Source organism: Citrobacter sp. Cb041 (assembly GCF_030336655.1).
GTDB classification, from domain to species: Bacteria; Pseudomonadota; Gammaproteobacteria; order Enterobacterales; family Enterobacteriaceae; genus Citrobacter; species Citrobacter braakii.
Genome location: NZ_JAOWDD010000036.1, coordinates 104,218 through 125,028, shown reverse-complemented (window position 1 = coordinate 125,028; position 20,811 = coordinate 104,218). Strand labels below are relative to the sequence as shown.

General features: G+C 45.6%; 14 protein-coding genes. 9 read left to right on the top strand and 5 right to left on the bottom strand.

The features are described 5' to 3' along the window. Positions 1-40: 40 nt before the first annotated feature. Complete coding sequence (locus OGV52_RS09305) at positions 41-580, bottom strand: fimbrial protein (RefSeq protein WP_153689887.1); 540 nt, start codon at positions 578-580, stop codon at positions 41-43. Positions 581-925: 345 nt separating this feature from the next. Here OGV52_RS09305 and OGV52_RS09300 point away from each other — a divergent pair, with 345 nt between their 5' ends. Together OGV52_RS09300 and OGV52_RS09295 are read left to right on the top strand one after the other, a co-directional pair. Continuing rightward, entirely contained in the window at positions 926-4,762 is a 3,837-nt protein-coding gene (locus tag OGV52_RS09300) for a S6 family peptidase (protein ID WP_287108406.1), read from the top strand. 922 nt (positions 4,763-5,684) lie between these two features. Further along, positions 5,685-6,509, top strand: coding sequence for an AraC family transcriptional regulator (locus OGV52_RS09295; protein WP_103767033.1), 825 nt, complete (start codon positions 5,685-5,687; stop codon positions 6,507-6,509). A gap of 186 nt (positions 6,510-6,695) precedes the next feature. Here the strand turns inward: OGV52_RS09295 and misL are convergent, their stop codons facing one another. Continuing rightward, positions 6,696-9,527 carry an intestinal colonization autotransporter adhesin MisL gene (gene misL, locus OGV52_RS09290; protein WP_287108405.1) on the bottom strand — a complete coding sequence of 944 codons (2,832 nt, stop codon included), beginning with the start codon at positions 9,525-9,527 and terminating at the stop codon, positions 6,696-6,698. Between the two features lie 75 nt (positions 9,528-9,602). Continuing rightward, complete coding sequence (locus tag OGV52_RS09285; protein ID WP_016155022.1) at positions 9,603-10,220, bottom strand: helix-turn-helix transcriptional regulator; 618 nt, start codon at positions 10,218-10,220, stop codon at positions 9,603-9,605. A gap of 577 nt (positions 10,221-10,797) precedes the next feature. On the opposite strand from OGV52_RS09285, the gene OGV52_RS09280 reads away from it, so the two are divergent. The 3 genes from OGV52_RS09280 to OGV52_RS09270 all read left to right on the top strand — a co-directional run bounded on the left by OGV52_RS09280 (position 10,798) and on the right by OGV52_RS09270 (position 13,872). Next, a complete protein-coding gene (locus tag OGV52_RS09280; protein WP_287108404.1) occupies positions 10,798-11,571 on the top strand; it encodes a winged helix-turn-helix domain-containing protein in 774 nt (257 codons plus the stop codon). Further along, positions 11,568-12,032 (top strand): hypothetical protein, encoded by a 465-nt coding sequence (locus tag OGV52_RS09275; protein WP_016155024.1) that lies wholly within the window; start codon positions 11,568-11,570, stop codon positions 12,030-12,032. The genes OGV52_RS09280 and OGV52_RS09275 overlap by 4 nt, the downstream gene beginning before the upstream one ends. Positions 12,033-12,375: 343 nt before the next feature. After that, positions 12,376-13,872: a C69 family dipeptidase gene (locus tag OGV52_RS09270; protein ID WP_047498724.1), complete on the top strand. Its 1,497-nt coding sequence runs from the start codon at positions 12,376-12,378 to the stop codon at positions 13,870-13,872. Positions 13,873-13,934: 62 nt separating this feature from the next. Here the strand turns inward: OGV52_RS09270 and OGV52_RS09265 are convergent, their stop codons facing one another. Beyond that, positions 13,935-14,597: a LuxR C-terminal-related transcriptional regulator gene (locus OGV52_RS09265; RefSeq protein WP_047498727.1), complete on the bottom strand. Its 663-nt coding sequence runs from the start codon at positions 14,595-14,597 to the stop codon at positions 13,935-13,937. Between the two features lie 481 nt (positions 14,598-15,078). Here OGV52_RS09265 and OGV52_RS09260 point away from each other — a divergent pair, with 481 nt between their 5' ends. The 4 genes from OGV52_RS09260 to OGV52_RS09245 are packed head-to-tail and all read left to right on the top strand — an operon-like array spanning position 15,079 to position 19,837. Continuing rightward, complete coding sequence (locus OGV52_RS09260) at positions 15,079-15,657, top strand: fimbrial protein (RefSeq protein ID WP_131347214.1); 579 nt, start codon at positions 15,079-15,081, stop codon at positions 15,655-15,657. A 51-nt stretch (positions 15,658-15,708) separates the two neighbouring features. Then, complete coding sequence (locus OGV52_RS09255) at positions 15,709-16,416, top strand: fimbrial biogenesis chaperone (protein ID WP_131347215.1); 708 nt, start codon at positions 15,709-15,711, stop codon at positions 16,414-16,416. A 20-nt stretch (positions 16,417-16,436) separates the two neighbouring features. Continuing rightward, positions 16,437-18,899 carry a fimbria/pilus outer membrane usher protein gene (locus tag OGV52_RS09250; protein ID WP_287108402.1) on the top strand — a complete coding sequence of 821 codons (2,463 nt, stop codon included), beginning with the start codon at positions 16,437-16,439 and terminating at the stop codon, positions 18,897-18,899. Next, complete coding sequence (locus OGV52_RS09245; protein ID WP_287108401.1) at positions 18,890-19,837, top strand: fimbrial protein; 948 nt, start codon at positions 18,890-18,892, stop codon at positions 19,835-19,837. The genes OGV52_RS09250 and OGV52_RS09245 overlap by 10 nt, the downstream gene beginning before the upstream one ends. A 60-nt stretch (positions 19,838-19,897) precedes the next feature. Here OGV52_RS09245 and OGV52_RS09240 read toward each other — a convergent pair whose 3' ends face one another. Then, positions 19,898-20,734, bottom strand: a complete 837-nt coding sequence (locus OGV52_RS09240; protein WP_046275320.1) for a helix-turn-helix domain-containing protein — start codon at positions 20,732-20,734, stop codon at positions 19,898-19,900. Positions 20,735-20,811: the final 77 nt, after the last annotated feature.

Sequence of the window (20,811 nt, the reverse complement as noted above, 5' to 3'; positions counted from 1 at the left end):
TTAAGAAGGGAGCGGTAACTCCCTTTTAATCAAAAGATAATTATTTATAGGCTACAACATAGCTTGCTGACGCGTTAAATGCACCAGCAGTTAAACCAGTAGCTGGTTTTGTAAGTACTGCAGAATAATCAAATGATGGGATTTTTCCTGCCGTGGCTGTATAATCGAAGACGGTTTGACCTTGCTGAATGAAAGCTGCGTTACCTTTTTGGGTGGCGTTTGTTGCAGCCACCTTCAGATAGGCATTGGTTCCGCCTGTTTTTATGTCATTAGTAATACCAGTAGGAGCCAGCGTTGGAGATGTCCAACTTACATTAGCAGCAGTTTTACTAACACAAGCATTATCTGAAGGCACAAGCTTAAACACAACCGGAGTGCCATTACCTGCACTTGTCGTTGATAATAGACCTAAATCAACATTCGCAATATCTCCGTTGGTACTATCTTTTAAAGAAAAGTCACAGGTTGCAGTGGTAACGCTACCCGTAAAGTTTACAGTACCGCTGTTTGGCGCAGCCATAGCATTAGACGCTACACCCAGAACTGCCACAATTGCCGAACCTAAAATCAGCTTTTTCATTTTATACTCCATTAATAGGCTTAATTCTTAAGTCAAGCTCATAACAATCTTAATGAGCGAGACAGAATATATTGTTCTGGAAACTCTCTGGCAAACCCCAAAATAGCAATCGTTACTTTTTTATCGGTTTTTTTTATTTGCGATTCGGTTAATTGTATTGTTTCAATTTTTATAACTAACTCTTTTATTTTCAATAGAGCTGATAAAAATAGAAAAAGGTGGCAGTAAATTCCTCATTACAATGCTCTTTCAGGATAAAAAAATAAAAAGACGCTTTTTTTTATTGACTGGATCTGATTTTCATTTAAATGTCATTTATTTAAGCGGATAGTGACTGGGGGAAACGTGAATAAGATATACGCGATAAAAAAGAACAGTAAAGGTGAGGCGGTTGTCGTTTCAGAAGTCAGTGAAGGTATAAGGAAGAACATCACTCCACGAGTATCAATAAGCGTACTGCTAGTGAGTATGTTGGGGATATTATGTTCTGCTGCATCAAATGCTTCTGTTGTCAGCAGTGGGGTTAATTATCAAACATATCGCGATTTCGCTGAAAATAAAGGCTCGTTTAAACCAGATGCAGAAAACATCCCGCTATATGATAAAAATGGAAATGTCGTCACCACGTTAAATAAAGCGCCCATGATAGATTTCAGTTCTAATGACAGGACTGGGGTTGCTACATTAGTTGCGCCACAATATATCGTCAGCGTTAAGCACAATGTGGGCTATAAAAAGGTGAAGTTTGGTTACAACGACGACACTACCTACACCCTGGTTGACAGAAATAACCACAAGCGAGACTTCCATACCCCCCGACTAAACAAAATTGTGACAGAGGTTAGCGCTCTGGATATGACTGACGCGGGAACGGCCAAAGGCACATATCAGAATCAGGAACGGTTCCCCGTTTTCTATCGGGTCGGTACGGGAACGCAATATGTAAAAGATGAGAGTGGTAAACTGACTAAGCTGTCAGGGGCATACTCGTATAAAACCGGGGGGATCGTAAATCATCCGTTTATTTCGGACTGGAGTTTTGTCACTAATACAACAAATACGCCACTTTCCACCTATGGCACACCTGGCGACAGTGGTTCCCCACTTTTTGCCTGGGATGCTAAGCAAAATAAATGGGTTGTCACTGCCGTGCTCAATTCTTACGCGGGTGTGAATGGAAAAACTAACTGGTATACGATCATCCCTGTCGGAGATGTGGCTGATACCATGAAACAGGACGCTGATGCTCCCATTAAATCACAACAAAATGAGGGAGATATTCGCTGGTCATATGATGATAACACAGGCGTTGGCACATTAACCCAGGGTGCAGCCTCATGGTCAATGCATGGCAATTTCGGCCCTACTGCGCCAACCTCATTAAACAGCGGTAAAGATCTCACCTTCCAGGGCGGTGGCACCGTTGTATTAGAACATGCCGTTAACCAGGGTGCAGGAACGCTGACTTTTGATGACGATTATACGGTCAAACCGCTCGACTCTCAGACCTGGAAAGGTGGTGGGATCATTATCAACGGCGATCATAGCGTTGACTGGCAAGTAAATGGTGTTCAGGGCGATAACCTGCACAAACTTGGTGTCGGGACATTAAAAGTTAACGGCACGGGAATCAACCCCGGAGGGCTGAATGTTGGCGAAGGAACTGTCGTCCTGGCACAACGGCCGGATAGCGATGGTAATGTTCAGGCCTTTAATAATGTCAGTATTGTAAGCGGTCGCCCAACCGTTGTGTTAAGCGATGACAAACAGGTCAATCCCGACAATATCAAATGGGGCTATCGCGGCGGTAAGCTCGATATCAACGGTAACAGCCTCACCTTCCATCAGCTGAACGGCGCCGACGATGGGGCGATTCTGACCAACAGCGGGAGTCAGGCCTCCGTCAACCTGGATTTCAACAAGCCAGATGCCACGACGGCGGTTGCCAACATCTGGCACGGCCATTTTACCGGTAATGTTGATGTTAAAAATACCGTGACGCCCGGAACGCAGAACGACTTTGTCATGGATGGTGGGATGAACACGGAGGGAAACTTCACCCAGCATAATGGCCGCCTGTTTATTCAGGGGCATCCGGTTGTACATGCCGTCAGTACTCAGGCTGTCGCGGATAAGCTGAAGGCGCTTGGCGACAATTCTGTCCTCACTCAGCCGGTTTCCTTTACCCAAAGTGACTGGGAGACCCGCCAGTTCAGCCTGAAACAGCTTAATCTTTACAATACTGATTTCAGTCTGGCGAGGAATGCCAGCCTCAATACAACGCTTTTTGCAGACCATTCTGCCGTGACGCTGGGTAGTGAAGATCTCTATATCGACCTCAATGACGGTAACGGTGTGAAAACCACGTCGTCATTCGGGCAGTCTAAAGCGACAAACGACGCCGATCGGAGCCGTTTCACCGGCCGCGTACAGCTGAATAACAGTTCTACTCTTAACATTAATGAGCATTTTACCGGCGGGATTGACAGCGCAGACAGCTCGGTGACGGTGGCGTCCACCGATGCCGTTCTCAACCAGAAAAGCAGCTTCAGCCACTCATCGCTGTCGCTGGCGGATGGCGCGAAGCTGACGGCAACCTTGGGTCTGATTTCTGACAGTGAAGTGGCTGCCGGTGCGGGATCGACACTTTCGCTGTTGTCCGGACAGTACTCGGCTGAGCGCTGGCGCTTTAACGGCCAAGGCACCACGCTGAATGTCGGCACGGGTAGCGTAATAACGGGAAATATTCAGGCGAATGATACTGCCAACCTGAATTTTGGTACAGCAGAGGAAGCCAGTGAGAATCTGTTCACGGCTTATGGTGGCAACCTGAATGCGCCCCTCGCCGGTGCGACGATGACGAATACTCTCTGGCAGGCAGACGGACAGTCCATGGTGAAATCCCTCAACCTGGACGGTTCGCAAGTGCGCTTCAGCAAAGCCGGCTCACCAGGCTCTCTGACAGTAGACACCCTGACTGCAAGCAACAGCCAATTCGTCATGAACACTGATGGAAAAACGGCAGATACGGTAACGGTTAACCAGTCGCTGTCCGGTAAAAACAATGCGCTAGTTGTTGTCCCGTCTGTGGCTTCAGTGAGCCAGGGAATGTCATCCGTAGCGTTAGTCACAGCGCCGAAAACGACGGCTGCCGATGTGTTCACGCTCAAACCAGTGACACAGCGCGCGGGTATTCATACCTTCACGCCGCAATTGGGCATCGTGGAGAGCGAAAACAGTAAACAATGGCGGCTGGAAGGATTTGACGTGCAGCAGGACAACGCGGCGCTGCAGGCCAGCAAATCAATTATGAATGCGGGATTTAAAAACTTCCTGACAGAGATGAACAACCTGAACTACCGCATGGGCGATCTGCGCAACACCCACGGTGAAACCGGGGCGTGGGCGCGAATCTTCAGCGGTACGGGTTCCGCTGAGGCGGGCAATTCCAACAGCTGGACACATCTGCAGATTGGAGCCGACAGAAAGCACGCGTTTGACGGCGGTGATCTGTTTACCGGTGTGACGGCAACGTTCACTCACAATAGCAGCCATGGTGATGGCTGGTCCGGTCAGACAAAATCAACCGGTATCGGTTTCTATGCTTCCGCGATGTTTGACTCCGGGCTGTATGTGGATGCAATCGGTAAATATGTCCGCCACGATAACCACTATTCGGCAAGCGAAATCGAAATGCCGGAGCAGGATTACCGCTCACATTCCTGGTATCTGGGCGCAGAAACCGGCTGGCGCTTCTCGTTACCTGACGAAACCTTTATTCAGCCGCAGACGGAATTGGTTTATGGCTCGGTGTCAGGAAACCGGTTTGACTGGCAGTCTGCAGGCTCAGACATCCGTATGCAGCGTAAGCAGGATAATCCATTGATAGGTCGTACCGGCGTTGATATCGGTAAAACCTTCACAGGTAAAGACTGGAAGTTGACCGCGCTGACGGGCGTTCATTATCAGTATGACCTGTTTAATCCTGCGAAGACGGTCATTCGTGATTTTGCCGGGAAAACGTCCATCAGAAATGGTAAAGATAGCCGGGTAAACTTTAATTTCGGTGTCAATGCTGAAATAAAAGAAAACACCAGGATTAGTCTTAATGTTGAGCGTTCGGCGTTTGGTCATTACGATATTGATAAGGCAATTAACGCCAATATTCGTTATTCATTTTGATTTTAAATTTTGAGCAAGTAAAAGCCTGAATCGATAGTTCAGGCTTTTTTATGGATTAATTGCAAGTGATAATTAAATCCATTTACACTATAAGTTGTGGTACATAATTTTATCGCATTGGATTATTTTTTAGGGTGGTTTTTGTACTTTTCATACCTTATAGTCACTTTTAGTTAAGGTGTCTAATACATTTGATAGCGAATAGTTCTTATGTCCACTGCTTTTTTATTGGCAAGTAAAAATGCTTTTTTCAATTACGGATTATCATTGCTCGCCAATGACAATTCAGATTTTAAATGTTACGAGTACAGGAATTTTTATTCTGCTCATGAAATACTGAATAAATATAAAAAAGTCTATTTGGTTTGTGACAGGGATGATTACTTATCTTACTGCTTTTTGATGGAAAAATTCCCGGTAACCTGCCTCTGCTTTAAGCAGGTATCATACCAGAATGAGAAGCTGCGTGTGTTCTCAAGCCGAACACCTTCGCCTGCTTCAGTGTTCAATGGCTTGACGGATGATGAACGAAAAATAGTCTATCTGTATTTTTTTAAGAGGAAGAGAATCGGAGAAATCGCGACGCTAACGCAGCTAAAAGAGAGCAGTATTTATTATAAAATACAATCTATTAAACGCAAACTGGGGGCAGAATCCAGCCGAAAGCTTCCGATATTGCTTAAGAATTTTTTTCTTGCACCGAATGTGTGATTGCCATATTTTCGCACTATTTCTCATTGAAAATATTAAAATTGTTAATTATCTCACCAAAGCCACTGGGTAACTCTTTGTATTTTAAAGAAATACATAGTTAAAAAACAAATAATTAGAATTATACATTTTTCCTATTATTAAAAAATTCCGAGTTTACATGGCTGATAACCCATGAAATTATATGCATACAAAGCATGGGGGTGACTGTATGAATAGCCAAAGTGCTTTAAGTAACCTTATTTTTCCGGCTAAGGAAAATTTTGCACACAACAATCTGTTGGTGCTGAAAAAAATCCGTTTTTATAACTGTGCGATTATCTATCTGCGGGATGCGCAACTGCTTATAAAAACAAAAGATGGGCAGTCCTTTAATGTTCCCCCTGAATCACTTTGTTACGTCGAAAAAAACACCGTGATTGATATTGCATTAAAAGTGTTAGGCAAAGGTGTTCCCTATGAGCTCTATCAAGTTGACAGTGATGTATTGAGTTGTATCTGTAAAGTGATGGAACCGCTTCTGTTGGATCCGCAAAGCGTTAACCAGATGCGGCGTAAAATATTTACTTGTCCTGTTGATGAAACAGATACAAAAATTTTCAAACGATTAACTGGAAGCGATGTCCCACAACACCGACAAGTTTATAAAATAACTTATCTTCTTTCTAAAATGAGGGATATAGAATCGTTAGTTTATTCCTTGTCAGTATCAACGGATACCACCTTTACTGAGCGGCTGAAGTCAATCATTGAAGCTGATCTCTCTAAATCTTGGAAGCTGGCAGATCTGGCGAGCATTTTACATATGTCGGAGGTGTCGATTCGTAAAAAGCTGGAGAAAGAGAGTAATAATTTTAATACACTAGTGCTGGATATTCGCATGCATCAGGCGGCAAAACTCATCACCACTACCGAGAAGCATATTAATAGAATCGCGAATGAAGTGGGCTACACCAGTACATCTTATTTTATTCGTAATTTTAAAGAGTTCTTTGGCATTACACCGAAGCAGTTTGCTTTGAAAGTAAAAAAATAGTCCTGATGATTTATACATACAATTTTCCTTAAATTATTCTTCTATATCTTTAAGGAACTCCACAGAAAAAAACGGCTTTGGCGCAACAGGTGGGGGGATTGCTGAAATCTTTATCCGGCCTCCCCCCCACAAAAAATAAAGCCGCTGACCCATTAATCAGCGGCTTTTCCATTACCTGCAACTACGTCAGAAGTTATATTTCACGCCCAGCATACCGCGGGTATCGCTGTAGCCTTTATCGCCGACCTGTTGGGCCACGTTGCTCCACACGTTGAGGCGCGGAGTGATTTGACCTTCAACGCCGACTTTCAGCTCGCCAATGTTCTTGGTGCCACGCATGTCGTTGCTCACATCGTCCATCTTCACGCGAGTCGTCTGCGTGTTGTGGATCCAGTTGGCTTCAACAAACGGCTGGAACTCACGAGATTTACCGTCGTCGATAGCGTTGTGACCGTTGATAAAGGCTTTTACCCCCAGACGGGTCATCAGGTTGCCATCGGTGTTGTCCTTCACGCGGGTACCGTTCGCTTCCCGGTGGCTGTCGGCCTGCACGTCCATCCACACCACCTGCGCTTTCGGTTGCAGCCAATAGCTGTTGCGCTCGTTTTCACCCAGTTTGAAGCTGTAACCGGCTTCAACAGAAGCGGTGATCCCGCTGGATTTATATTTCTCCGTCGCCTGCTCCTGACCCATCACCTTGTTATCGAACCAGTTGTACAGCATCCAGGTGTCTACATAAGTGCCGGTCTTGTCAGCGTCATTGGCATACCAGGTGCCGTACAGCCCCACGCTGTAACCGGTGACCTGACCACGTGAATGGTAGCCGGTCAGACTGGACTGCGTGCGGTTCTGGCTGTTGGCATAACCAGCCATCGCGCCGAGGTGCCAGCGGTCGAGACCGTCGCTGCTCCACTGCGCCAGGTCACCGCCTAACTGCAAGACATAGCTGTTGCTTTGGGTTTTCAACTGCCCGCTACCGTCTTTGAAGCGGGTATGTGCCCCGACGTTACGCATCCACAGACTGGTGACTTTTTTCTCGCCCGTCAGCATATCGACGTACTGCGTTTCGCCCAGACGATCGTGGAGTCGGGTCATGAACAGCGTGTTAGCAGCGTAGTTGTTCGCCAGATAACTGCCTGCTTCCGGGCGGTACTGCTGCTCAGTGACAGGGGGCGCAACAGGTTCTTCCGGCTCAGGGATAATCGGGTCGACAGGATCGACCGGGTCTGGGTCAACAGGACCTGGGTCAACCGGGTCCGGGTCAACGGGGTCTGGGTCAATAGGGTCAACCGGGTCCGGATCGACGGGGTCCGGCTCTTCCGGATCCGGCGGAGCAGGAATAAAGCTGGTCAGATACCAGTTGCTGCCCTTTTGCACCACGTTATAGTCGTACGCACCGGCAACAATACGGCCCGCTTTCTCAAAAGTACCGTCAGAATTACCGGCCACTTCGATGATCTCAATTCCCTCAACGGTTTGCGCCCCGGTTCCGCCAATATTGTTCACCGCCACAAATGCGTTACCCGCGGTGTTGCCGAGCACTTTCAGCTTGTCGGTTTCGGAGGCATCGTCATTCAGGACGGTATTGAAAACGAGTTTTCCGCCGTTGCCGGTAAAATCTTCATTGATAGTAAGCGTCTGCCACGGTTCGCCGTCAGCATGCCCAAAGTTCACCACTGACCCGCCGTTCAGCGTCAGGTCAGTGAGCGTTGAGCTGTTGGTCATGTTCCAGGTCGCATCGCTCATTTGCAGCGAGATAACCCCCGTCCCGGCAGTGGCGCTGGTGACGTATGACGCCCCACTCCACAACGAGTTGTCGGTCATATTGAGGTTGATGGTACTGTTTTGCTGCGGCTGGGTGTTGTTTGCGGCAGTAGCACCGGCGGCGTGAAGATCGCCGTCGATAAGGAAACGCCCGCCAGCAGAACCGTCGACGATGCCGCCCGTTTCTGTACTGATGGCATAGCTTTCATTGCTGTGATTGCCCGCCATGGTAATGGCGGCGCCACCTGCCAGGTTTATCGTACCGCGTGAAATCGCATACAGGCCGCGTGGCGCTTTGCTGTATGACGCCGCTTTCGCCGAATTGTTGACGTTGATCGTAGCATTTTCGCCGAGATTCACGGTTGCATTGGTGGAATAAACCGCATGTGCGCTGACGCCGTTGACCGTAATCGTGGCGTTGTTGCCCAGTTCCGTTTTGGAAGATGAGGCGGCATAAATCCCTGTCGAGGAAGCACCCGACGTCTCAATGGTGGCGTCATTGCCAAGGCGGATTGAGGACCCGCTCTGCCCGGTGCGGAGACCTTCTGAGCTGCTACCGGTCGTCACAATGTGTGCCCGGTCGCCGACGATAATCGTATTTTTAGCCAGCGTTTCGTCTCTCATCGCGTTTGCCGTGATGCCACGCCCCTGGTTACCGGTGGTTTGAATATACAGATCGTCGCCGACGTAAATGTTGGCCGAGCCTTTCCAACCCTGCCCACCATTATAGGCGTTGTAACCGGCGTTAATACCATCACCATCCTGGCCGTCCACATAAATACTGGTGCGATCCCCGGTGATAATAAAGACTGGATTATCCGGCGTATTAGCCCCGTGCGTGCGGATACCGTCAACATCTTTACCATTATTAGCGGCATTCTTTGACTGTGTGCGAATCGTCAGGTCGTCACCGAAAATAACGCCCGGGCTACCCGTTGCGCTGTTCTGAATAACGGTAACAGAGTGTTCAAAAGCTTCAGCCCCGGGCCCATTGAGCGTTAACCCATGACCAAAAACGGGAATGGTACCGGCACTCCACTGATAAACATAATTCGGCGTTGCGCTTTTTTTTTCGAAACTGGCATTCGCCTGTGCAGGAAATAAAGCCTGCAACTCCGGCGAAAGACTGCTCACCATTCCACTGGCAGGAAGACTATCAATATCAATCCAGGCCGCGTGGGTTGAAAATACCATTGACGTTAACGCGGTTGATACCGCTATCGCAATGCGTGAGTAATGCTTAGGTTTTTTCATAATAGCCTCCTGCTTTCGGGCGTAGGGCGTCCACCACATCGCAAAGATGTGAAAATAGTAAAAATCAAAAATACGTTATAAAATATTCGACAGTATTTGATGAATGCTATGGCCTAATTTATCTTCAAGTCTGAGCTTGTAGACATATATTTTCTTAATATCTATATTATCTATTTTGGTAATTTGCTGAATACTTTTCCCTGACACAAATCGCTTCAGTAATATCATTTCTGTATAGTTGAGTGAGCGTCCGCGTTTACTGTTCGCAAGGTGGCCGGTAAATAATCGGCGAATTTTCTGATGCTGAACTTCATCATCATCATCGGAATATATAATCCCTTGTATTTTATTGCTTTTCGACAGCCAGTAGTTGGCTAACGGCGCGAGATTCCTGTCCGCTATCAACACAATATACATACCGCTGTAGGCCAGCCGGTCAACCCATTGCGGATCGGCGAACAGGCGCAGGTTTGGGAAGGAAAAGTCCACAAAAATAAACCCACGCGACAAATGATTTTGATTATTAAGGAGAAGTTTTTCAATAATTCCTTTTTGCAGAAAACTATTTCCCTCTGGCCAGATCGCAAAAGTGGCTCGGTGACAGTAGTTGGCGCGTACCACAGTATCCGGAAATAATTGACAGGATAATTCACAGCTTATGCAACGAACACTCTGTGATGGTGATCTCTTCATCAAAAATGACTCCTGTTATTTTTCCATAAATATTTCATTGGTAAATAAATGTGTCAATCCGACACGTGTGACATTCCTTGTCAGTTAATAACAGTGACACCTAAAAAATGTAATAAACTCCTGATATGTTATTATGTATAGGCTATAAGTAATGCGATTGCGCTAAGCTTTTTTCTGCTTTATCTCAGAATAACAGTCTGGGCATTAGGAATTTTATGCATAAATCCAAATCCCAGAATAAAAATTAAAAAAGCACTATTTGCTAAAAATTAACCAATGAAAGGGGCTTTTATTAATTACACAATCCTGATAACTCAATCCCTCTTGAAGTGCTGTTGATAAATATAATGAGAATTCAGATAAAACTGTAATGAATTCTCATTATTTAACATTAGTTAATACTCACCTAAGAATTTACACACGTAACACATTGTATTTAAAGTATTTTTAACCCTTAAGTGAAATTCTTATCTTCGATCACGTACAAAGAGTGAGGCATATTCACGATTTGGATGTAAAATTTAAGGTATGAGTAGGCACACGCGGTGATACGTTATAGTTACTGAGGGCTGGGCAATTGTACCTTATCAATCAGTTGGTCGAATTTAATCCTGACAGCAAAAGTCTGGTCAATCGTCAGACCGGGCGGTCAATACAACTTCAGCTCCCAGCTTCGCTTTGCTTTCTCTATTTAATTACTCACGCAAGTGACATTGTTTCGCAGAACACATTGATAAAAGTGGGTTGGGGTGAGAGAAATAATGTGACCACAACCAACACATTTTACCAGGCTATTCTGACGCTACGTAATGCGCTGGCGGATGTGGGTCTGCCACGTGATACGGTGAAAACTATTTCACGACGCGGACTCAGATTAAATGGAAATACGCAGGTAGAGGCGATAACGCATCCTCAGAGTGAAGTTTTCCAGCAACCGCTAATAGAGGAATACGCGCCCCCAAAGATAATTCCTCCCGCGGCACAACAAACGACGCGGGTCCCCTGGTGGAATATTATATTTAGCGCTGGCATCGTTATTGCCACTTTGATTATCTGGCTGGTGTGGTATCAGACACGTCCTGTTATGCCGTTTAGTAAATTCATTTCTGTTTCTATGCAGGTCCCATCTCGGCAAAACTGTAAAATTTATTACTCACTGAATGATCACGATCAGGAAAATTATTTCAATCTGATACAACTGCACCCTTCTCTCTGTGAAAACAACAAGCATGTTTTCCTTTCTGGCTACCGTAAAGCGGAGAGGATCGTGGCATTTGTTTGTGATAAAGATGCACGGGTAGATGCGTACGCGTTTTGTACTACCCATTATTACTGGATGCGCGGGCAATGAAAAAAATACACCACCTTATTTTAATCGTAATCGGCGTGGCGACATTGCTCGGCTCAGGCGGATGGCTATGGCATTCACGCTATGCCGAAAAGCAGCTAAATTGCGTTGGAAATGTCGAATGGAATATTGGCAGCAACCGCTTTGCTGGTACGGTTTCATTTCGGATGTACAAAGATGCAGGGCTAGCGACCATTACCGGAAAACTGTACGGACGTAATACCTCAGACATTAGCAGGAACATCTATTTCAGTTATACCCGGCAGCACGAAGCCCGAGTGCTACAGGCAATGCAGGTGGTCAAAACCTTCGCTGACAGCGCCGATGAAGCTGATATTAACAACACATTACCCGGATTTTACCGTCAAAGCGGACGAAACCTGAGCCTGGTCATGGAGGAGTATAAGGGCGCATGGATTTTTGCCAGCTCAAATGTCCCCTCGCTGTATTGCCGCAAAAGGTAACGTCATATCCGGATACAAAAAGCACGCCCCCTTCAATAGAATTCATATTTGCCATCATCGACTTACGCGACATGGGTCACTGAATCCACTCATATCCCATTGCTATTCTTCATCCCGAATCAGGAAACATCCTGAATACCACGATATCCATTGCGCAATAATTAAGCGAAATGGGCGTTTTATTTTGCCCAGAAGACTTCAACCTACGGATGGATATTTGGAGAAGACGTGGACAGGGGCGTTTATCTCTCTCGCGAGCAATGTCTGAGCGTTCAGGCGTTATCGCATTTCAGGAAACGGTGTGTTTCCGGTGTATTTTTGGCGTACATATGAGGGATACGTAATGTTTACTTTTAAAAAGTGCCTGATTGCACTTTCTATAAATTTGGCCGTTGTTTCATCAGGTTTTGCTTGTACGACCCTATTGGTCGGTAATGAAGCATCAGCGGACGGCTCCATGCTGGTAGCCCGTAGCGCTGACAGCGATGCCCTGAAAGCGCAGCATTTTGTCATTCATCCGGCCAAGCAGAATCAGACCGGGATATACAGCACCAAAGCACATAATGGCGCGAATGACTTTACCTGGCCGCTACCCAAAAACTCTCTGCGTTATACCACCGTTCCAAACTGGAAAACCCAACTGCACGGCGCGACCGGATTTAACGAATTGGGCGTTGGCGTGAGCGGTACAGAATCTATTTTTGCCTCAGCAAAAGCGCTGGCTGCCGACCCCTACGTTGAAGATAAAGGGATCACCGAAGATGATATCCCGGATATTCTGTTGTCCCAGAGCAAAACTGCGCGTGAAGCCGTGGCGTTACTGGGTCATATCGTTGAGACCGTCGGCGCTGGGGAAGGTTTTGGCGTGGCCGTCGTCGACGATAACGAAATCTGGTACCTGGAAACCGGCAGCGGTCACCAGTGGATGGCGCAGCGCCTGCCGAATAACCAGTATTTTGCCACCGGTAATCAGGGCCGCTTACAGGATTACGACCCTAAAAACCCGGACATGATGGCGTCAAAAAACCTGATTCAATTTGCGACCGAAAAAGGTCTGTACGAGCCGGCAAAAGATGGCAAATTCAACTTCTCCAAAGCCTATACCCGTGATGATGAGCGTGACCGCACGTATAACGATCCTCGCGTATGGACCATCCAGAAAGAGTTCAATCCTTCCGTAAATCAGGATATGGCCAAAGGGCGCGAATTCCCGGTGTTCATGACGCCAGAGAAGAAGATGACGCTGGATGATGTGAAGGCCGTGCTGCGTAACCATTACGAAGGCACCAGCCATGACCCGTACACCAACGGTCTGAACGGCAAAGAGCCATGGCGTCCGGTTAGCGTCTTCCGCACCTATGAAGCGCACGTGATGCAGGTCCGTCCGTGGTTGCCAAAAGAGATTGGTGAAACGACCTACATTGGTCTGGGTATGGCCGACCTCACCGCGTTTGTTCCGTACTACAGCGGCCTGAAAGCGTATCCGGCAAACTATACGATGGGCACCGATAAAGCGGACGATCAGTCCATTTACTGGAAATACCGTAAGTTACAGACGCTGACGATGACCGATTATCCGAAGCTCGCGCCAATCGTCAAAAAAGCCTACAAAGCATGGGAAGATAAAGTGGCGAAGGAGCAAAAAGAGGTCGAAGCAAAATATCTGAAGATGGCAAAAACCGATAAACCTGCCGCAGATAAGATGCTCAATGACTTCAACTTGCGCATCATGGCCGATGCCGAGAAGCTGACGGAAGATCTGACTAATCAGCTCTTTACCATCCGCACTAAAGACATTCAGTCTGATATCTTCTTTGCAAACGCTGCGAAAAAAGACTGAGTAACGGCACGATGACATGCTGGCGCAAAGTAAGCTTCAAAACTTTGCGCCAGTAGTAAGGCTTACATTTCCTTCCGCGGCAGTTGATCGACAGCCAGGCTTCTTAGATGCAAATTGGCCCAGCAGGCTGCCTGTGTTCGGTTATTCACTGATATCTTTTTAAAGATATTATAAATATGCGTTCTCACTGTATTTTCACTAATAAAAAATGCGTTAGCAATTTCTACATTAGACGCACCTTTCGACAACTCAGTTAAAATTTCATATTCTCTTTCGGTTAAAATTCCGTAGTCACTATCTGATGGCGTGAGGTTTACATACTCTGGCGGCGGTGACAGTGAGCGTGGTGGACGGGAGGTTTTAAGCCCCTCTTTAAGGAGTTCTAACAAATATTCTGTAGAGCAATTATTTGGTACGATCGACTCAAAATTTGGCCATAGCATGCTCTCATAGAGTGGGAGCGACCGCAGGCAGTTAATAATATAAACGCGCAAACTATATGCGCTGTCATTGAGTAATTTTGACCAGACATTTTTTAATTTACGGCTTGATGCCTGTATATCATAGAGGATGATACTTCCCTCAACGATAAATGACATGTCTGGTCTGCTAATGTTAACAAAATCAACCAAGATATCGTTTTGCTTATTGAGATAATCCAGCAAGAGTTGCGTCTGTATTGATTGGTTGCTAATGAGTATTATCTTACTGTCCATGTTAAGCATATCTAGCCTTCATTCAAATGATGATTGACAATATTCCTTATCGTTATTGCATGCCAAGCCAATAACAAGTCACTACTTAAGATTAAAGATAATCTGATTGAATTATAAGAATTTAGCTAATTGTGCAATTCGATCATTCGCTTTTTCCGAGCGCAGGATTCGATTTTTCTTTATAGCATTTAAAGAAGTATCACAATACAAACATAACATATTGTATTCCAAGTGTTTTTATTTCACCTTAGAGTTGAGGACTATCTCAATCACAATCTGCTTATAGATAATAATAATTCATTAATACTCATAGTTAATGATCATTATTAATATTATAGGATGAGTGAAATACGTCCAATCTACGATGTACAACAATAATTTATCTAACATAATTGATAGCGGGCGACAGCCTTACAGGGCGCAAGAAAAAAGGAGCCCAGACAATGTTACTGATAATAGGGACGATCTATCTCTAAATGAGGAGTACATTATGAATAAATTATTCACTGCGATTTTAATAACATATGCAGTATCAATTCCTTCAGCGATGGCAATAGGTTTAGGCAGCAATACCCACGATCCTCAAGGCAAAGTTAATTTTACTGGTCATGTTTATTCCAGTTCCTGTAAAATTGTAAATGATGATAGTAATAAAAATGTGAAATTAAAACCGGTATTGAGCCATAAAGTTAATAAATTCAGTTCTGAGCAGGATCAGATATTCCATATTAAGGTTAAAGATTGTTATATACATGAAAAATTAATCCCTAAATTAGCATGGGTTAATAACGGCAATTTGACGAATGAAGGTTATCTCCAAAATAATGATGCTAATGGTGCCAAAAACGTTGCATTAGTGTTGAAAGATAAAAACGGGAGGACCATTGACTTAAACGATAAATCTAATCGTTTTGAGCCAGAAAATTATCAATCCATCGGTCATAATGATTCTCCATTAACATACACCTTCAGTGTCGGTTACATCAAACCGCGTAATACTCATTTTTGGGATCAGGTTACTACAGGTCCGGTAACTGCCCAGGCAAACTACAGCATTACCTATCTCTAAATACATGATGCCGTAGCACTTGCTGCTATGGCATTTTTTGCCAGAGGTCATATGAAAATCATCCTTGCTCTGTTTGTTTTTTTTTCTATTTCTATTGCACATGCTAATAACATTATCGTGAATGGTACTCGATTCATTTACTCTGAAGAAACTACCGAAATTACCATACAAATGTCCAATTCAGGAGACTCACCTTCACTGGCTCAGGTATGGCTGGATAATGGTGACGCAGGAAAATTACCCGAAGACATTTCCACTCCATTTATTATCTCACCACCGATTGCTCGTATTGATGCAAAAAATGGACAATCAATAAGAATAAAAAAAGCTATTGATAAACGCATTGCCGCGAACGATAGAGAATCATTATGGTGGTTAAATATTCTGGACATTCCCTCCGTAGATAAAAGCCAGGCTACGGAAAACACAGCCATTCTCAATTTAGCCATTCGTTCTCGGTTTAAATTTTTCTGGCGGCCGATCGGTTTAGGAGATCGGCAAAATGCCGAAAGTAAGATGGAATTTATTGCCACCTCTGACGGCATTACGTTGGTCAACCCGACGCCCTTTTTTATCACAGTTGTAGATGTTGTTAGCGCCTCAGGAAACGGGTTATTGAAAGAAAGCATCATGGTTGCGCCTAAAAGTAAAACTAAGGTCAATTCAAAACAAAAAATCAAACCTGGAGAAGCTGTAGTTTTACAAGCAGTGAACGATTACGGCAGCGTCGTGGAATTCAAAACAGCCATTAATAAATAGAAATAAAAAAGGAATACACAATGGGCTTACGTAAAAGGATCTTAACCATACCCGGCTGCGTAATTTTATATGGTTCGTTATTTTCAGCCATGCTTCATGCAGACAGCACTAGCCGATATGAATTTGATAATGCCATCTTAATGGGCAATGCTTCACTTAACGATTTGCAGTCCTTTAATGCCGCAGGATTATTGCCCGGGACATATATCGTAGATATTTATATTAATGATAACTGGCGTGGACGTCGTGAACTCTTATTCAAAAAAGATAATCACGGCGATTTAGTTAGCTGTTATTCAGAAGCATTTCTCAAAGGCGTGGGCATTAACCCAGAAAAAATGAATCAAACGCTGGCCGCTCACCCTTCACGCTGCGGCAGCATTGCCGATTGGGACACCAGCGGGAAAGCAACGGAGAGACTCAACACCAGCCAGCTTGAGCTGCGCATCACCATCCCGCAGGCTTATGTTGATAATATCGAAAACAATTATGTCCAACCTGAACTCTGGCAACCAGGGGCGCCGGCGATTAATTTCAGCTATAACGCCGATTATTACAGCACCCAGCAACGTGGTAACGATCGTTCAAGTACGGACAGCGCCTGGGTGGGAATGGATATCCGAAGCTCTGCTGGAGGGTGGCTAATTGAACATTTTGGTAGCCAAAATTGGGACAGCAAAATAGGTAGCCATTACGCCAATAATCGCACGACGCTAAAACGGCCCATCACTCGTTGGAAATCCATGTTAAGCGCTGGCAAGTTCTATACTGACAGCCAGATGTTCGACAGTATGGCTATTCTCGGAGTGGGATTGGCTTCTGAGGATTTAATGCGCCCGGATAGCACGCTGAACTGGGCGCCGATTATTCGCGGCGTAGCTGAGACCAACGCCCGCATCACCGTCACCCAGGATGGACAAACCATTCATCAGTCCTCGGTTCCGGCTGGGCCCTTCTCGATTGATTCCGTGTTGCCCGCGAATACTGGCGGCGAGTTGCTGGTCACGATTCAGGAATCAGACGGGCGTATCCGCCGCTTTACCGTTCCATACTCTTCGGTACCACAGCTACTAAAACCCGGCATTTCGCGCTATGGCATCACTCTCGGCACCGTCGATGAAGATAATTATGATGAAGATCCGTTTTTAGCCCAGGCCTACTGGCAGTATGGCCTGAACAACTATTTAACGTTGTATACCGGGGCCTCTGGATTCGAGCGCTATCAGTCAGCCCTCATCGGTAGCGGTCTGAACACCCAACTCGGCGCATTCGCCCTTGATATCACCCAATCGCGCCTGAAGCTTGAGGACAATCGTCAACAAGGACAACAGTATCGTCTGACATGGAATAGCACCCTACCCTGGTCGGCAACCGCGCTCTGGCTGGAAGCAAAATACAGTTCACATCACTTTTACGGTCAACGCGATGCGCTGGATGCCCTGGATGCACAGGCATTCGTCAGCCAATATTTCTCGTCACGCGAGAAGCAGTCGTTTAGCGCCAGTATTAATCAGCCGTTATCCGATACCTGGGGATCATTCTATTTATCCGGCTCTCTTAAGAAGTTCTGGGATCAGCAGGATAATTATCGCCAGTATGCCGTGGGATACACCAATGCCTGGGGCAACCTGACCTGGAGTATATCCGCCCAGCGTTTCTGGAATGAGGATCAACAGGGTTCGGTCACCAAAGATGACCAAATCATGCTCTCATTCAGCTATTTCCTGCCCTGGGATAACGCCGGTTTTACGCAGATCTCCTCTGATAGCTACAGCAATAACGGCAAAGCCAGCAATACACGCCTCGGCTTCACGACCTCGACTGATGAGGAAAACAATATCGTTTGGGGGGTCAATACCGGCTATCTCCGCGGCGGTAGTGTGGAATGGGGAGCAAACGGCATGGTGCGTACGCCTTATACCTCGCTGAACGGGACGTGGAGTCAGAGTAACTCATGGCACCAGGTAAGCGGTGGAATGAGTGGCATGCTGGTTGGGCACGCGGGGGGAATAACCTTCTCGCCAGAGCGCTCAGATACCGTCGCGCTGGTCTATGCGCCTGATGCGCATGGCGCTCATCTTGAAGGCGTACCTGGAACCCGCTTCGATAAAAATGGCTACGCCATTCTGCCCTGGCTTCGTCCGTGGCGCGTGAATGACGTTACTATCGATCCAAAAGGTTCAACTGAAGGTCTGAACTTTACTAAAACCCAGGCCAAGATTGCGCCTTACGAAGGTAATGTCATTCCAGTCACCTTTGAAACGACGCTCAGAAAACAGAACATTATTTATCCCCGCCTGCAGGGTCAGCAGAGAATGCCATTCGGTGCCATCATCCGCGACAATGCCAATAATCATGTCGGCTACGTCGGACAAGGCGGTGCGCTTTATATTGATGAAACCACCTCACCAGAAGTGTTCGTTTCACTGGAAACAGGGAAATGCACGATCGTGTTAAAAAACCAGGAGGCCACATGTCGGTAATACGTACCGCTTTAATTCTGGGCTGTGCCTTGGGCATTCATCAGACAGCCAGTGCTGCATGTACCCTGACCACACAAAAGTTTATTTTGTCGCCGGAAATCGTTAACGATAAGCAATCAATCCAGTCAGGGGGAGTTATTCAGACGCGCACGCTTTCGCTACAGAATATTCAGGCGTCAGGCTGTACTAACAACCAGCCTTTTTTCGCACAGATTATTGGCGATCGGTCCGCAATGAAACAACCCGGTATTATACGCAGCAATGTGAGTGGGATTGGCATTAAAGTCACCCTGGAAACCTCAACCGGACAAACGATCCAGTGGCCATCAACTTTCAGAGCGAAGGCAGATGAATTCAGGAACAGCAAAATAAAGATTGAGCTGATCAAACTGGATGATCAGCTTGCGGCAGGAGCCGCTGCGGGTTCCATCAACCTGCAAATCAGAAGTGAGGCTCAATCGTTGCCCGTGGTGGATATCATTGTGCCGGCAAAATATATCACGATGCTCAACCGTTCATGCGCAATCAAAGGTAACCGCTCGATCAACGTCAAACTGCCCGATATAGCACTTGAGCAATTCAGAGGCTATGGAAGCACTGCGGGAAGAAAACCATTTACTATCGACCTTCTCTGTAAAAGTGATTTTACGACGCCTTCCCGGGTTATTCTAAGCTGGAGCGACACAGATAATGGTCACCGCAGTATTATCGGTGTACTAAAGAATATCCACCCCAAAGGCGCTGCTGGCATCGGCATTCAGGTGTTAGATCAACAACAACAGCCTGTTAAATTCAATACACCTTCATATATCAATTTAGCGCCTCAAGATAAAGGTAATCATTCCATCCCGTTTTATGCTCAGTATTATCAAACAGCTAACAATGTCAGTCCCGGCATTGTACGTTCAGTTTTGTATTTCAATGCTGAGTACCAATAATTAATCCTAATTTAGGCGTACTGCGAGGTCTTTGCTCCACGCAAGTGGAGCTTTTTTACATTACACATCTATCGGAATGTAATGTTCACAGGTGATTATTTTATTTTTAAGATCCTCTTGGTTATAATGGAATATTTCAATATCATAGCCTGCCTTTCTTTTTAATTTACTCTCCGGCAACATCTTAAAATAAATATATCTTGAATAGAGTGGATAGTCCTCTTTCTTGAATCTGAATGAAAAACAGGCATACGTTCCCGAAGGACACTCATAACGATTATAGGCATTGGGCGAATGATGACTTTTATTACCAATGATGCTTTTAACTTTCAACCGCATCATTGAGTTTGGATTAGACGAGAAATCAGTTAATGCCCACACATTTTGTTTTGAACTGGTAAGTTGCTCAAATATTAGATTTAATCGATGCAGATGTGAGTCACTGGCAGGCGGGATTGGTGTGTCATAATTGTACTGAAATCCATGCACGGTATCAGCAGGTAAGGTACGTAGTTGCAATTCGCCGACAACAATATCACTGCGCAGTACAAACGACATTAACGGCGAAAGATCCCAACTGGGATTTTTACGGTATTCTGTGGGGGTATAACCGGTTAGTTTTTTAAATTCACGGCAGAAAGATTGCTGAGAATCGAATCCTACCCGCACTGAAATATCGATAATATCCATATGAGTAAGGCGTAACAAGCTTGCTGCTTTGGTTATCCGTCGCCTACGAATATAAAGCCCCACAGGCATATTTATTCGCTGCTTTAAAATATTCTGTATATGTCTGCGACTGTATCCGGAAAACTGTGAAATGTCATCAATACCAATGCCTGAAACAAAATTATCTTCTATATAATACAATACATCATTTATAGTCTTTGACTTCAATGGCCCTCTCCTACCCCAATAAATAACGTAATAACAAAAAGCATCAATGCGTTTAACAATCAGGTAAAAAAATAGGC

Bases quoted from the DNA above. Each gene is read 5' to 3' on its own strand.
- OGV52_RS09265 (WP_047498727.1), bottom strand. From the start codon at position 14,597: ATGCTTAACATGGACAGTAAGATAATACTCATTAGCAACCAATCAATA.
- OGV52_RS09275 (WP_016155024.1), top strand. From the start codon at position 11,568: ATGAAAAAAATACACCACCTTATTTTAATCGTAATCGGCGTGGCGACA.
- OGV52_RS09260 (WP_131347214.1), top strand. From the start codon at position 15,079: ATGAATAAATTATTCACTGCGATTTTAATAACATATGCAGTATCAATT.
- misL (WP_287108405.1), bottom strand. From the start codon at position 9,527: ATGAAAAAACCTAAGCATTACTCACGCATTGCGATAGCGGTATCAACC.
- OGV52_RS09295 (WP_103767033.1), top strand. From the start codon at position 5,685: ATGAATAGCCAAAGTGCTTTAAGTAACCTTATTTTTCCGGCTAAGGAA.
- OGV52_RS09270 (WP_047498724.1), top strand. From the start codon at position 12,376: ATGTTTACTTTTAAAAAGTGCCTGATTGCACTTTCTATAAATTTGGCC.
- OGV52_RS09250 (WP_287108402.1), top strand. From the start codon at position 16,437: ATGGGCTTACGTAAAAGGATCTTAACCATACCCGGCTGCGTAATTTTA.
- OGV52_RS09305 (WP_153689887.1), bottom strand. From the start codon at position 580: ATGAAAAAGCTGATTTTAGGTTCGGCAATTGTGGCAGTTCTGGGTGTA.
- OGV52_RS09285 (WP_016155022.1), bottom strand. From the start codon at position 10,220: ATGAAGAGATCACCATCACAGAGTGTTCGTTGCATAAGCTGTGAATTA.
- OGV52_RS09255 (WP_131347215.1), top strand. From the start codon at position 15,709: ATGAAAATCATCCTTGCTCTGTTTGTTTTTTTTTCTATTTCTATTGCA.
- OGV52_RS09245 (WP_287108401.1), top strand. From the start codon at position 18,890: ATGTCGGTAATACGTACCGCTTTAATTCTGGGCTGTGCCTTGGGCATT.